The sequence below is a fragment of the Cognaticolwellia beringensis genome (assembly GCF_002076895.1).
In the GTDB taxonomy this organism is placed as follows: Bacteria; Pseudomonadota; Gammaproteobacteria; order Enterobacterales; family Alteromonadaceae; genus Cognaticolwellia; species Cognaticolwellia beringensis.
In genome coordinates, this window is sequence record NZ_CP020465.1 from 842,765 (window position 1) to 857,279 (window position 14,515).

The following is a 14,515-nucleotide window of genomic DNA, read 5'->3' on the forward strand; positions in this document are numbered from 1 at the left end:
TTTTAATTATTATTGAACCGCTCTGTTTATAAGCTTTGTTGTGCTCATTTGTTTCGCTATTTCAGTGATATCAGTGCTGTTTAGCAATCCAAAAGCTCCGCTTGATATAACATCGGGCGACTGGGCGCTGCATCATTTATAAAAGCTGGCGTTTGTAAATTCAGAAAATAGAAACCATCGGTTATTGTGTTGTCGATATAAGCCATTTCAGTAATGGTTTTATTGATTAAACTATTTGGACTCGGCTGGTGTGCACCCTCCATAACTTGCCAAAATAAATGATGGCAAGTCAACAGTCCGTCATCGTTGAGCCGGTCGAGTGATGGCAGATCTAGAATAAGGTGTTCAACACCACGCTCTTTGAGATAAAGCACAGCATCTCGGCTGAAAAAGGCCGGTTGGTTAGCCTCATTATAGTTGGCCTGACATTTATCATCGCTATTGGGCAGTGTTCTTACTGCTAAACACTGTAGTTGTTGATCATGATAAGGCGTGAGCAACTGTTCGAGTTGCGCGCGCGAAATAACTCGATCATTTACGTCAAAATTCGGCGTATAGTCGTCGTGAGTATCGCTGGCGTTTATCGGGGTAATTGAAATCAAAGGGCATGGCATTAAGGGCGGTAACTCTAGTGCTGAAATACTAAGTGCTAAGGCGTTTTCGGCATCGCAAATATGGCGAATGGTTTCGGTATGAGTGCCATTACAATGCGGATTAAAGCTTAATTCGTTAACATTGCAACTACCGCCTTGTTCAGTATCACCCATAAAGCCACTAACTTGCATCGGCTTTGCCATTGCGGGCGTTGCGCCAAAATGATTCGGTTGATTATCACTTTGTTGAAAGTCTAAAGCGATAGCTAAAGAATGGCCAAAATCGGTATTAACGTTATAGTGCTTGTCTCCCAGCGTTATGGCTACTTTCATTGTTCACTCCTAACAATGTTTAAGGTGCTTGGCAAATGTGCGATTTGTGTATTCAGCAGCATCATAAAAATTGCTCCTTAGTTAAACCTAGCCAATTAAGCGCACTGCCATGTAATAATTTAGCTTTAATGTCATCGGTAAAGTGACTCTCTTCAATCAACTTACCAGGGCTAAGTTCTCCTAAAGGAAAGGGGTAGTCTGTGCCTAGGGCAATATTGTCTGGGCCCATTAAATCAACCAGGTATTTTAAGGCTAATGGGTCATGCACTAATGAATCTAAATAAATTTGTTTTAGAAAATCACGCGGATTTACCGGGCAATCAACCGCACAAAGATCGGGTCGAACATTAAAACCGTGTTCAATACGGCCAATAGTCGCGGGAAACGAACCACCACCATGAGCAAAGGCAATTTTAAGTTTCGGTAAACGTTGCAGTACACCACCAAAAATCATCGAACAAATGGCTAAGCTAGATTCTGCAGGCATACCCACTAACCAAGGCAACCAGTATTTTGGCATTTTTTCTTTTGCCATCATGTCCCAAGGATGAACAAATACCGCGGCCCCTAAATCTTGTGCGGCTTCAAAAATAGGGAATAGCTGTTCATGATCTAAGTTCCAATCATTAATATGCGAGCCTATTTGAACGCCAGCTAAGCCGATGTCATTTACACAACGTTCTAACTCTTTTATCGCTAAGTCAGGGGCTTGCATCGGTAAAGTGCCCAGACCAATAAAACGTTTGGGATGATCGTTAACAATACCGGCGATATGATCATTTAAATATTTCGATAAATCTAAAGTGTCACGAGGCTTTGCCCAGTAATTAAACATTACCGGGACCGTAGACAGCACTTGTACATCAACCTTGTGCTGCTCGCAGTCTTTTAAGCGAACTTTAGGATCCCAACAGTTATGATCTATTTCGCGAAAAAATTTTTCGTCCACCATCATACGAGCACAACCACATTTATGATGATCTAAGCTGACAAAACCACCATAGCCATACTTTTCGCGTAGGTTAGGCCAGGTTTTTGGCAGAATATGAGTATGAATATCTATTTTTAACATCTCGCCTCCTTATGACTTTTTAGCGGTATGACCACACTTTTTACATTGGCAGTTTTGGCTATTATCATAAAAATTACTGAACACTTTGGGTAAATCAGTTTCTATATTGTCTAAGGTAAACTGTTCATTGTATAAAGGCGTTTTACAACCTTCGCAAAACCAAAACAATGCGTCTTGCTGGCCTTGTGCTCTTTTTTGCTCAACCACTAGTCCCACGCTGTGTTCAAAACGTTGCGGTGAATGTAATACCTTAGGCGGCAGCAAAAATATCTCCCCTGCTTTAATGGCGATATCAGTAAATTCAAAGGCCTTGCTTGGCGATTTTTCAATTTCTTCACTGAGCTGTATGTAGCTCTTTTGAATGTCATCAGCAGCATCTTCATTGACAACACGCAGTACCATTTCGCCTTCAAGTTGGTAAAAAAGCTCAGGAGTTTCGTTATAATGAAAATCGCTGCGATTATTCGGCCCGCCAACCACCATGACAATATAATCGTCTTGCTCAAATATTTGCTTGTTACATACTGGCGGTTTGAGCTGTTCTCGATGCTCATCAATCCATTGTTGCAAGTTAAAAGGCAGAGAAAATTTAGCCATAATTTATACTCCTTATTTATTCGAAGTAACGGGTAGTGCCGCAATGCACTTTAATTCGATGGCAATCGGCGTGGGTAATTTGTTGATTTCGACCGTAGTACGACAGGGGAGGTTTTCTGAAAAATAGTCGGCGTAAATACGATTGTAGGTAGCAAAATCATCCTTCATATTGGTGAGAAAAACCGTAACATCCACTAAGTCCATCCAGTCAGCACCCGCAGAGGCTAATATTGTACTGACATTTTGGAAAACACTATGGCATTGGGCTTCAATATCGTAACTGATAATTTCACCTTGCTGATCGAGTACTACTCCTGGGATGTCTGAGCTGCCAGCTTGGCGAGGCCCAACACCCGATAAAAATAGTAAATTGCCCACTTGGCGAGCATGCGGGTATAAACCTACTGGGTTTGGTGCTTGTGCGGAATTAAATATTGTTGACATAGTTGTATCCATTTACGTGTTTTATGCGTTACTTGTAACTGTACTGGCAATTTTTCCGCGCTATGCCGAAAACTAACCACCAGAAGAATTATTGCAGATATTTACCCGACTCTTGTAATGGTAGCCGAGTTTAAAAATAGGGCAGGGTTGGATCAAATCAAGGTCCATTTGCAGCCTAAAACGCTCGCAAATATCGCTCCTGATGATTTAAATTTACAACATGTTTGACTCATATTAATACTTCACGCAAACATTTTTGCTTTCGGTAAAAAAACGCATGGCTTCATCGCCACCTTCTCGGCCAAGGCCAGAATGATTCATGCCTCCAAATGGTGTGCGTAAATCTCTTAGTAGCCAGCAGTTTATCCAAACAATGCCGGTATTTATATTTTCGGCTAGAAAATGCGCTCGGCCTAAATTATTAGTCCAAATAGTCGCGGCTAAACCGTAGTCACTATCGTTTGCCAGTGCTAAGGCTTCTTGGTCAGTGTCAAAAGGTTGAATGGTGATCAAAGGGCCAAAAATTTCTTCCTGATTACAACGAGCATTATTTGCTAAACCTTCAATAATCGTCGCTTGTAAAAAATAGCCCTCTTGGCAACGTCCGCTAAGCTTAACTTGCTCACCACCGATTAAAATTTTACCGCCTTGAGCTTTAGCATCTTCAACATAGCTCAGTACTTTTTGTAAATGTGTACTTGAGACAATAGCGCCCATTTCACTAGTATCTAGCAGCGGGTCATTAGGCTGTAACGCTTGCGCTTTAGCGATTAAGGCTTGTTTAAATTTTTCGTAAATAGGACGTTCAATATAGAGCCGTGATGCGCATAAACAAATTTGCCCTTGATTGGCAAAGCTGGCGCGAAAGACCTGATCGACAGTACTATCAAAATCACAGTCAGCAAAAATTAATGCTGGATTTTTACCACCCAGTTCGAGAGACAATTTTTTAAACTTGGGGGCTAAAAGTTGTGCGATATCAGCGCCAGTAGTCGTGCCACCAGTAAATGAAATAGCCTTTACTTCTTCATGTTGACAAATGGCCTGCCCGACATTTGCACCCGTGCCATGCAAAATATTTAACACACCGCGAGGTAAACCAACTTTTTGGCAAATTTCGCCGAGCATAGCGGCGGTTTTTGGGGTTATTTCTGAAGGTTTGGCAATTACGCAATTACCCGCAGCTAATGCAGGCGCTATTTTCCAAGTAAATAAATAGAGCGGTAAATTCCACGGTGAAATACAACCAACCACGCCAACCGGTTGTCGTAAGGTATAGTTAATTGCGTTGCCAGCCATAGCGTGAGATTCACTTGCAAACTGTGAACAAGCATGAGCAAAAAATTTAAAATTACTTGCGGCGCGAGGTATATCAACGCTACGCGCAAGGCTAACCGGTTTACCGTTGTCAATTGCTTCAGCCAGAGCAAGCTCTTCAATGCGTCGCTCAATTTCCTGTGCTATGGCAGTTAAATAATCGGCACGTGTTTCTAGAGGTAAGGCTCGCCATGCAGGTAAAGCTTTTTTCGCAGCGGTGACAGCTAATTCAACATCTTCATCGCCACTATCAGGAATTTGTCCATAAACCTTACCGGTTGCGGGCTCTATATTATCTAGATATTGCTGTTGGTGTGGCGCTTGGTATTGGCCATCAATAAAGTTTGCAATAATATCCATTAATTACTCCCTAAAGACAGCTAGTTCGACCGCCATCAACAGGTAAGTTAATGCCAGTAATATAGCCAGCAGCAGGCGAAGCTAAAAATGCTGCTGCCGCGGCAAACTCTTCAGGCGCTGCGAAACGACGCATAGGTATTTGTGCTTTTTCGTTAGTAGTGGCCTGTTCAACAGAGATATTCTGCTTTTGTGCCTTACCGGCAATAATGGCGTCTAAGCGGGCTGTTGCAGTCGCACCGGGTAAAACATTGTTAACGGTAATACCAAAAGGACCGAGTTCATTGGCTAATGTTTTAGACCAACTAGCAACCGCGCCTCGAATAGTGTTTGAAACACCCAATCCTGGAATAGGCTGTTTTACCGAGGTAGAAATAACATTGATGATACGGCCATATTGTTTTTCTTTCATCGCGGGAATTAGCGCTTGGACTAAGTGATGATTAGTGACGAGGTGAAGGTTGAAGGCGTCGATAAAGGCGCTAACCTCGGTGGTACTGGCTGGGCCTGGCGCCGGACCACCGGTATTATTAATCAGAATATCAAAACCGCCGTTGGCAGCCACATCAGCGAGAATAACTTTATTTACTTCTTCGGGCTGGGAAAAGTCGGCAATAAGCACCTGGTGCTTTTGCCCTTGTGAGCAACTAAGCTCATTTTTAACCGCTTCAAGCCTTTCTGGATTTCGTGAAAATAGGGTAATGCTAGCGCCTAAGTTGGCAAGTTCAATTGCACAAGCTCGCCCAATACCTTGGCTACTGCCACAAACTAAAGCTTTTTTTGATGCTAAGTTAATATCCATTATTGACCTTTATGTTGTATTTTTTATTATCAAATGTATCGAGAAAACGTTAAAAGTATAACGTGGAAATTTCAACTACCATTCTTTTATAAGCACTTTTTTAGCATAATAAAAAATTTAATGTCAGTAAAACTTCGACAAAAATTGTGCAAACTATTTGCTCTTGTGTCAGGTTAAATTTCCGCAGGTTAAATAAGCGGAATTTGTTGTTAAAAAAATCTTATCCCCGAGATTCATAAATCAAGAAGTAATCAAATGAGTTACGAAGTGGTATATTCATTAATCGAAATGGGCGTTGAGTAAACGATATGGCTTAGCTTTGTACTGTTAACAACCGCTTTATTTACAAGCAATTATAAGGTCAATATCAGGACGAAATTACGGTGCTTGTCGCTGAATTTCTGCAGATTAACGAAAACATCAAGACTTTGCTAATCAGGCTAGGTAAAGTAAATCAATAGACTAACCGTTAGCTGTACTGACAAAATTCAAAGCAAGTTGTTATAAAAACACAACGAATACTGAACTACACAGGGAGCCAAAAATGAACCGTAAAGTACTATCTATCTTAGTTGCATCAGCACTAACTGCCTCGTCTTTTACTGCGAGTAATGTTTTAGCATTTGAGCAAAATACTGCTGATTACATTGCTAAAGATTATAAACAACACTTAGCACCGCTATGGGATCATTTTCACCGTAATCCTGAATTGTCATTAATGGAAACTAAAACAGCAAAGCGTTTAGCGCAAGAGTTGAGTTCAGCTGGCTATGAGGTGACGCAAGGTGTTGGCGGAACCGGTATTGTCGCTATGATGAAAAATGGTGAAGGTCCGATGGTTATGGTTCGAGCTGACATGGACGGATTACCTGTAGTGGAAGAATCAGGTTTGGCCAACGCATCAACGATAAAAATGAAAGATTGGAACGGTGAATTAGTTGGCGTTATGCATGCTTGTGGACACGATGTTCATATAACTAGTTTAGTGGGAACTGCCCGCTATATGGCTGCAAATAAAGATAAATGGTCAGGTACTTTAATGCTGATAGGCCAACCAGCAGAAGAAAAAGGTCCTGGTGCCTCAGCAATGATGGCAGATAATTTATGGCAGCGTTTTGGGCAGCCCGATTATGCCTTTGCTTTTCATGTTGATGCTGATACTGAAGCCGGTAAGATTACTGTTGATGAAGGTTCGCCATATGCAGGAGCCGATACTGTAGATATTACAGTACATGGCATTGGTGCCCATGGTGCGTACCCACATCAGGGCAAAGATCCTATTATGATCGGTGCTCAAATAGTCAATAACTTGCAAACCATTATTAGCCGTGAGCTAGCGCCACGCTATGCTGGTGTAATTACTGTTGGGTCGTTTCATGCAGGCACCAAGCACAATATTATTTCGGACCAGGCCAAGTTACAGTTAACCGTACGCAGCCTAACACCAGAAGTACGAGAGCAACTACTAACAGCAATTAAGCGTATCGCTATTGGTACAGCACGTACCGCAGGTATACCAGAAGACAAGTTGCCTGAGGTTGTGGTTAATGAGTTCTCTTTTCCTCCAACCTTTAACGATCAAAAACTTGCACAGCGCTTAAAAGGTGTATTAAGAGATAAAATGGGTAAGGATGCTTTGTTAGCGCCAGCAGAAACTGGAATGGGCGCAGAAGATTTTGGTTTTTTTACTACAGAGCCTTATATTCCGAGCGTTTACTTTAATGTTGGAGGCACCCCTAAAGCTGACTTTGAACGCGCAGCTGCCGGTGGAGCAGCCGTACCAAGCCATCATAGCCCACAATTTAAAATAACGCCTGAGCCAGCCATTAAAGCAGGTGTTGAGGCAACAGTACACGCACTACTAGATGTCATGGCTAAGTAATATTAGCCAAGAGTATTGAACAAGCATTGCTAGAAGAGCTCTGCTTGTTCTTATGTTTGAATAGGAGAGTTTGAGTTATATTACGGCTAAATAATACTTGCAGCAGGCAATAAGTTATTAGCTTATTAATTAGATTATATTACCCATCTTGTGAAGCCACTTCCTTTTTATTTTAGTAAAAACACCTTTTCTCTCTAATTTATCCATGGCCTTACTAAGCGATTGAATAATTGATTTCTCTGTTTTCAAACTACAGGCAAAGTAAAACTCAAATTTGAAATTCTCAAAGGTATGAACATTTTTATATTTAGATGATTCAATAGCATTATTTACTCGGTTAGTGAGCAAATCGTCATTTATTACGATTAAATCAATTTGACGATTAGGGACTTCCAGTAACTTGAGTAATGCTTCATTATTATCCATAACATAGATATTTTTGTTTTCAATAAAGCCTTTTGAAAGCAGGTAATGATGCGCAACATCATCCTTTATGACCGCAACTTTATAATCTTTTGCCTGTTCTAATGAACTGATTTTAATAGGACTATTTTTTAAAGAGTAGAATGAAGTTGAACTGGTTGCGATATGTCCTACCCATTGAAATAGTGCGTCTCGCTGTGGAATTCGCACTATTGAGTATATACAGGTGTTTTCTTCTTTTAACGCACGGTTATAAGATAGTGACCAAGGATGAGCATCTATATGGTAAGTAATGTTTGCTTCTTTTAATGTCGCTTCGATAATCTCAGTAAACAACCCACTGATAGTGTTATCTTTAACAATTTGAAATGGTGCCAGATGTTCGGTAACAATATTGATACTCGCTGAAATAGCGCTGCGAGAAAATAAAACTACCAATAACAGTAATCCTAGTTTTAGCTTATTTTTAACTGTGATGTCCAAGTACAAATCCTTTTGTGTTATCGCTTTAATGATTGTATACCAAATTATATGATTATGGTTTATCTCCTAGTGAAATAGTCTGAGGGGTTAGTATTAATTTATTTTTCAGCGCTTTAATTTACGCATAAAAAAGCCCAGTCATAGACTGGGCAAAACAAAAGGGGGAGAGTAATCAATGTAGAGGGTTAACTTTTCTCTATCACATCACGTTGTTGTAATAAGCTTTTACCATTAATAGCAATTTTTCTTGGCTTCAACGCTTCAGGGATTTCTCGCTCTAAATCTATAGACAGTAAACCATGCTCTATGAACGCACCGATAACTTTAACATGTTCGCCTAATTGAAACTTACGTTCAAAGTTGCGATCTGCGATGCCTTGGTGCAAAAATCTACGTTCTTTATGACTATCGTTACCGGTTTTTGTCCCTGTAACAATTAACGTATCTTGCTTTGATTCAATGTCTAGTTCTTGTTCTGCAAACCCGGCAATAGCCATGGTAATACGATATTGATCTTCCCCAATTAACTCTACGTTATACGGAGGGTAAGATGATTGTTTATCTGCTCTTGATGCTTTGTCGATTAATCCGGCTAAGTGGTCGAATCCGATAAATGAGCGGTAAAGTGGGCTGAAATCTGTAGTTGTACGCATAATTCATATCCTATCTAAGTTTAGCAATATGTTGTCTCTGTAAATATCTTTCTGATGCTAAAACCAGCTAATGCTGCGAATTATTACATCTGAAATTTAATCTTTTCAGAGTTTAATTGTGCCTTTCATTATTGAACAGGCGGTTTATGTAGACCCTATCGGCGACTACACTATTAGAGATGGGATTAATGAATTTAATTTCAAGAGGAATGTTGAATTATTTTAAATTAATTGCAGTGTTTTACTTTATTGTGTTGATATTAAAGGTTTTATTTTTAACTTGTTATTCTCGGGAAATGGCAAGAGCTCACTGGTTTCAATTTACTCTTACCCCTTAATAATTTTTATAACGGTTATTCTGATTGCTCATTTGTTGTCGTTTCAGTTGGCTTAACTGTTTGACTCATTGATTTTAATTTTGTTAACGCCGTTTCATAATCTGGGTGTTGAGAAATATTAGCCACTAATTCCTTATAAGCTATTTTTCCGTCAGCATCGATGATAATAATAGCGCGTGTTAACAAGCCCATATCTTTAATAAGTAAACCATAATTATGGCCAAAATCACGCCAAACTGCGTCAGATAAAACTCTGATATTGTCTACTTTTTCAGTTTTACAAAAGCGTTTCTGAGCAAAAGGTAAATCATTGCTTATCGTTAACATTACAACGTCGTCGGGTAGGTTTTCGACCTCGTCATTAAAGCGTTTTGTTTGAATAGAGCAAACGCCAGTATCTAAACTCGGCACCACTGAAATTAATACCGATTTATGCTTAAATTCAGACAGCGTGACGGGTGAAAATGACTCAGTGACTACTTTAAAGTCAGGAGCCTCATCACCTAAGTTAACTTGATTGCCAAGTAGAGTGACGTATTTATTGCCCGCCTTAACTAAATTGGTGGTTTCTGTTAGTTCAGACACAGAAATATCAGCAGAAGCTGAAAACACAAATACTGAGCTAAGAAGTACAACTGCCGGTAATTTTAAAATATTCATAATTTGGATATTTACTAAGAATTAAATAGGCTTCAAGCTTACCTTTGTGTTGGAAAAAATGCGAATTAATCGTGTTTTATTTTCAAAATCAAACTATGTTTACTATAGTGGCTCAAGTTTATATTGGGTGTTTAGTCACGACAATAGTAGCGTAGACTTTTATTGCCTGAGTATACCTTACGAGGCTTTTTATTAAGCTATCTCTACTATAGCAACATAGGATTTTCCCGTTATGCCAACTGCTTTACTGATATGCGATGACTCTAGTATGGCGCGAAAACAAGTGGCTCGATCACTGCCAAGTGGTTGGGATGTTGATATAACCTTTGCGAGCAATGGTGTTGAAGCTATAGCGGCTATTAAAGCGGGCAAAGGGGATATATTATTACTTGATTTAAATATGCCAGAAATGGATGGTTATCAAGTGCTTGAAATTATTGTTAAACAAGACTTACCGACATTAGCAATAGTTATTTCTGGTGATATTCAACCTGAAGCGCTGCAAAGAGTAAGGGCTTTAGGGGCATTAGACTTTATTAAAAAGCCCATAGATAAAAACAAACTTAGTGAAGTGTTACATGCTTACGGCGTTTTTAGTCAAGATGGGGTTAGCGTTAATGAAACTGAGATATTAACCTCACAAGGGGTAAATAAAGCCGTTTCTTCGATAACGGACATCGAGGCTACTGACATTCAAAACGCAGCAGTTAAATCATCACTGCAATCCCAGAAGACAGACTCAAAAGAGCTGAAAGTTAATAGTGAGATGCTTGATTGTTATCAAGAAATTGCGAATGTGGCGATGGGGCAAGCGGGAGGTTTATTAGCCCGATTATTAGATGTTTTTGTTGTGCTGCCTATTCCCAACGTTAATTTTATTGAAGTGAGCGAACTCACCATGGCACTTACTGACGTTGAAAGTAAAGATACTACTTCGGGTATTTGTCAGGGCTTTATCGGTGCTGGCATTTCAGGAGAAGCACTATTAATTCTCAATGACTCTAGCTTCAAAGATATCGCCTCACTCATGAAATATGAACATACCTTTGATGAGAATATCGAATTAGAATTATTAATGGACATGGCTAATATACTCATCGGTGCTTGTTTAAATGGTATTTCGTCGCAACTTGATATGTCATTTAGTCAAGGTCATCCGGTCGTCTTAGGTCAGCATAGAAAAATTTCAGAATTAATCGCGACAAATACCAAAAAATGGAAGAAAACTCTCGCTGTTGAGATAAGTTACAGTATAGAAAATTACGCCATTAAGTGCGACTTACTTTTGCTCTTTACCGAAGCGTCAGTAGCTACCCTGAATAACAAAATTGCTTACTTGTTGGATTAACCATGTCATTACAAACACAACAGTTAAATGAATTACATTGGATGATGGAGATGCTCCATACCATTGATGTCGGGCTTGTAGTTCTTAACCGTGATTATACTATTCAAATTTGGAATGGTTTTATGGAAAACCATAGTGGCCTGTTACCAGGAGATGTTAAAGGTAAGTCACTATTTGAGCTTTTTGATGAAATACCAGAAGACTGGTTTCGTCGCAAAGCTGAATCGGTGGTTTTATTGAAAAATAAAGCGTTTACCATATGGGAGCAGCGACCATATGTATTCAAATTTAACAATTATCGCCCCATTACTGGCACTGCTGATTTTATGTATCAAAACACCACCTTTATTCCTTTGATGTCGACAACGGGGGACGTTTCTCATTTATGTTTGTTGGTATACGATGTCACTGATAATGCAACTCATAAAAAGGAGCTGGAAAAGGCTAATATCAACCTAGCTGTTTTAAGCCAAACCGACGGCTTAACGCAATTATTTAATCGTAATCATTGGCAAAAATGTTTAGAGCAAGAATTTAAACGTTATATTCGAAATCATCATACAAGTACCTTGGTTATGTTAGATATTGATAAATTCAAAGTGGTCAATGATAATTATGGCCATAAAGTTGGCGATGATGTGATTAAACATTTAGCTAAAGTTATCCATGAACAAGTACGCGAAACGGACATTACTGGACGCTATGGTGGTGAAGAGTTTGTAATTTTATTAGCGGATACTAATACCAATGACGCGATGATATTTACTGAGCGTTTGCGTAAAACCGTTGAGGAGTCAGTGTTTATTTATAATGATATTGAAATTAAATACACAATTAGCATCGGGATTGCAGAAGTTCTACCAACTTATAAATCAGCATCTCAGTGGCTTGAAAATGTTGACAATGCATTATATGAATCGAAAAATAATGGCCGAAATAGAGTCAGCGTTTATAAAGCGTGATTTAGCGTCTAGCTTCACATATTTAGCTAGTTTCATTACTTTGTTATCGAAAATATAGTAGCACTTTAGCGGCTAAAGCAATTAACTTACACTATGCTATAGCGCTAAAATGAGGCTATAGCGCTAAAATGCTGACAATTGACTGATTAATCCATGTTACGTGATGATATTAACCAGTGTAAGCCTTGGCTAATCATTATCGCTATTAGCACACCACCGGCGTTAGCCGCCATGTCTAACCATTCACCATAGCGGTTCACATATGGCTGAATCAATTCAATTAAACCACTCCATACAATGAAGAATAAGGCATAGGCTAGCCAATATTTAGGTCTCCTTAATGCCGTCGGTAACATTAACGCACAATAGGCAATAAAATGGTGCGTTTTGTCGCTACCGGGTGCTGCGGGCAAATGTTCTACAGGAAACAATGACCCCAGTGTTATCATCGCTAATATTACCAAAGTAATAGTTTGCCAAAACTGCTTAATAAAGCTTGTTATTGCGGTAACCATAATTATTTTTTATACACCAACTTGCCATTAACCCACGTTTTTTCAACGGATATTTGCCAAATGTTTTGCTCAGGTATGGTGAATAAATTATTGTCGAGTAAAACAAAATCAGCTTTTTTCCCTTTGGCTAAGCTGCCAATAATATTTTCCTGGTGACCAGAATAGGCGGCATCTAGGGTAAAACTTCTAAACGCTTCTAATGGTGTCATTTTCTGATCAGCAAACCAACCACCTTGTGGGCTGTTTTTATGATCTTGGCGAGTAATTGAAGCATGAAGACCAAAGAAAGGATTTGGCGATTCTACTGGAAAGTCTGAGCCCGCAGCTATGATTGCATTAGCATCTAGTAGCTTTCTCCAAGCATATGCGCCTAAGATTCTCGTTGGCCCAAGTCTGTCTTGTGCCATATTTTTATCGCTAGTCGCGTGGGTTGCTTGCATGGCAGCAATAATATCTAGCTCTGCAAACCTTGGTATATCTTCAATGCGCAAGACTTGAGCATGCTCAACACGGTGGCGTAAATCTTGGGTTTTAGTCGCTTTAATATATTTTTCGTAAGTATCTAGTACAAGTTTATTAGCATTATCACCAATAGCGTGGCTATTCACTTGAAAGCCTTTGCGCATTGACGTATTGACTAAATTTTCAAACTCTTTTGGCGTATTTAGCAGTAAACCTTTGTGACCAGAGTGGTCAGAATAATCTTCAATTAACGCTGCACCGCGACTACCTAAAGCGCCGTCAGCTTGAATTTTTACACTATTAAAAGTGAACATATCATCTTTACTGCGATATTTGCCGCCTGCCAAAGTTTGTTGCCATTTAGCTGAAGGTAAATACAACATAGCATTGACGCGAATGCTCATGGCATTCTCTTGGCTTAATTCTTTAAAAGCATTTAAGTTATCAGTATCAATACCGGCGTCATGTACGCTCGTAAGGCCATAACTGGCAAGTGAGTCCATAGCTTTCACTAATACTTGTTTTTGCTCTTTAATGGTTAAAGGCGCAATGCTGTTATCGATTAACGCCATGGCATTATCAATAAAAACACCAGTAGGTATCCCGTTTTTATCTTTAATGATCTCCCCGCCTTCAGGCGAAACTGTTTCTTTGGTGATCCCTGCCATTGCCATCGCTTTTGAATTTGCCCAACCCGCGTGGCCATCAATACGTTTAAGCCAGACGGGTTGTTCTGGAAATTGCTTATCTAAACTTTCTGCACTAGGGAAGGCATTACTTGGCCATTGCGTTTGATTCCAGCCGCGGCCTTGTATCCAGGTTAATTCCGTATTGTTTTTAGCGTATGCCAAGGTTTTATAAATAGCATCTTGCTCTGAGGTACTATTCACTAAGTCTGCGCGTAATAGGCTTAATCCGTAGTTTAAAATATGCCCATGAGAGTCAATTAAACCAGGGATTAAGGTTTTTCCTTCACCATCAATAACCGTTAAGTTTTTTGCTGTAGGCAGTTTGTCTGTTGCTGAGTATATTTTATCAATTTTGTCATCGGTAAATGCAATAGCGGCGAAACTCTCAAGGTTATTGTCCGTTATGGTGTAGCCTTTTATATTAGTAATTAATGTCGTTTTTGCAAAAACTAACATAGGGCTCATTGTTGCTATGATTAAAGCTGTTTTGACCTTGTTTGATAGACTGTTCATTAAACTTCCTTGGTTTACTTTTTTTATCGCTAAATACTAGCATGAAAATATTGAAAAAATTATCTTATTTAA

14 protein-coding genes are annotated in these 14,515 nt (G+C 39.4%); 3 read left to right on the top strand and 11 right to left on the bottom strand.

Annotated features, from left to right (window positions below; all coding sequences use genetic code 11):
- Positions 1–80 precede the first annotated feature (80 nt).
- The 6 genes from B5D82_RS03505 to B5D82_RS03530 form a co-directional block, all read right to left on the bottom strand.
- Positions 81–926, bottom strand: a complete 846-nt coding sequence (locus B5D82_RS03505; protein ID WP_081149281.1) for a cyclase family protein — start codon at positions 924–926, stop codon at positions 81–83.
- A 61-nt stretch (positions 927–987) separates the two neighbouring features.
- Positions 988–1,998 (bottom strand): amidohydrolase family protein, encoded by a 1,011-nt coding sequence (locus B5D82_RS03510; protein WP_081149283.1) that lies wholly within the window; start codon positions 1,996–1,998, stop codon positions 988–990.
- A 9-nt stretch (positions 1,999–2,007) separates the two neighbouring features.
- Complete coding sequence (locus B5D82_RS03515; RefSeq protein WP_081149284.1) at positions 2,008–2,595, bottom strand: cupin domain-containing protein; 588 nt, start codon at positions 2,593–2,595, stop codon at positions 2,008–2,010.
- A 12-nt stretch (positions 2,596–2,607) separates the two neighbouring features.
- On the bottom strand, positions 2,608–3,039 hold the full coding sequence (locus B5D82_RS03520; RefSeq protein WP_081149286.1) for a RidA family protein: 432 nt from the start codon (positions 3,037–3,039) through the stop codon (positions 2,608–2,610).
- Positions 3,040–3,273: 234 nt separating this feature from the next.
- Complete coding sequence (locus tag B5D82_RS03525; RefSeq protein WP_081149288.1) at positions 3,274–4,716, bottom strand: aldehyde dehydrogenase; 1,443 nt, start codon at positions 4,714–4,716, stop codon at positions 3,274–3,276.
- Positions 4,717–4,726: 10 nt separating this feature from the next.
- Positions 4,727–5,515 carry an SDR family oxidoreductase gene (locus B5D82_RS03530; RefSeq protein ID WP_081149289.1) on the bottom strand — a complete coding sequence of 263 codons (789 nt, stop codon included), beginning with the start codon at positions 5,513–5,515 and terminating at the stop codon, positions 4,727–4,729.
- A 544-nt stretch (positions 5,516–6,059) separates the two neighbouring features.
- Here B5D82_RS03530 and B5D82_RS03535 point away from each other — a divergent pair.
- Positions 6,060–7,397, top strand: coding sequence for an amidohydrolase (locus tag B5D82_RS03535; RefSeq protein ID WP_081149291.1), 1,338 nt, complete (start codon positions 6,060–6,062; stop codon positions 7,395–7,397).
- Positions 7,398–7,526: 129 nt separating this feature from the next.
- Here B5D82_RS03535 and B5D82_RS03540 read toward each other — a convergent pair whose 3' ends face one another.
- The 3 genes from B5D82_RS03540 to tpx form a co-directional block, all read right to left on the bottom strand.
- Entirely contained in the window at positions 7,527–8,303 is a 777-nt protein-coding gene (locus B5D82_RS03540; protein ID WP_157673832.1) for a substrate-binding periplasmic protein, read from the bottom strand.
- Positions 8,304–8,488: 185 nt separating this feature from the next.
- The gene (locus B5D82_RS03545; RefSeq protein ID WP_081149294.1) at positions 8,489–8,956 is read right to left on the bottom strand and encodes an Hsp20 family protein; all 468 of its coding nucleotides are present in this window, start codon (positions 8,954–8,956) and stop codon (positions 8,489–8,491) included.
- A 353-nt stretch (positions 8,957–9,309) separates the two neighbouring features.
- Positions 9,310–9,954: a thiol peroxidase gene (tpx, locus tag B5D82_RS03550; RefSeq protein WP_081149296.1), complete on the bottom strand. Its 645-nt coding sequence runs from the start codon at positions 9,952–9,954 to the stop codon at positions 9,310–9,312.
- Positions 9,955–10,186: 232 nt separating this feature from the next.
- Here tpx and B5D82_RS03555 point away from each other — a divergent pair, with 232 nt between their 5' ends.
- Complete coding sequence (locus tag B5D82_RS03555; RefSeq protein ID WP_081149298.1) at positions 10,187–11,302, top strand: response regulator; 1,116 nt, start codon at positions 10,187–10,189, stop codon at positions 11,300–11,302.
- Between the two features lie 2 nt (positions 11,303–11,304).
- Positions 11,305–12,264 carry a GGDEF domain-containing protein gene (locus tag B5D82_RS03560; RefSeq protein WP_081149299.1) on the top strand — a complete coding sequence of 320 codons (960 nt, stop codon included), beginning with the start codon at positions 11,305–11,307 and terminating at the stop codon, positions 12,262–12,264.
- Between the two features lie 146 nt (positions 12,265–12,410).
- Here the strand turns inward: B5D82_RS03560 and B5D82_RS03565 are convergent, their stop codons facing one another.
- Both B5D82_RS03565 and B5D82_RS03570 read right to left on the bottom strand, forming a co-directional pair.
- Positions 12,411–12,779 (bottom strand): VanZ family protein, encoded by a 369-nt coding sequence (locus tag B5D82_RS03565; RefSeq protein ID WP_081149301.1) that lies wholly within the window; start codon positions 12,777–12,779, stop codon positions 12,411–12,413.
- Between the two features lie 2 nt (positions 12,780–12,781).
- Positions 12,782–14,443 carry an amidohydrolase gene (locus B5D82_RS03570; RefSeq protein ID WP_081149302.1) on the bottom strand — a complete coding sequence of 554 codons (1,662 nt, stop codon included), beginning with the start codon at positions 14,441–14,443 and terminating at the stop codon, positions 12,782–12,784.
- Positions 14,444–14,515 lie beyond the last annotated feature (72 nt).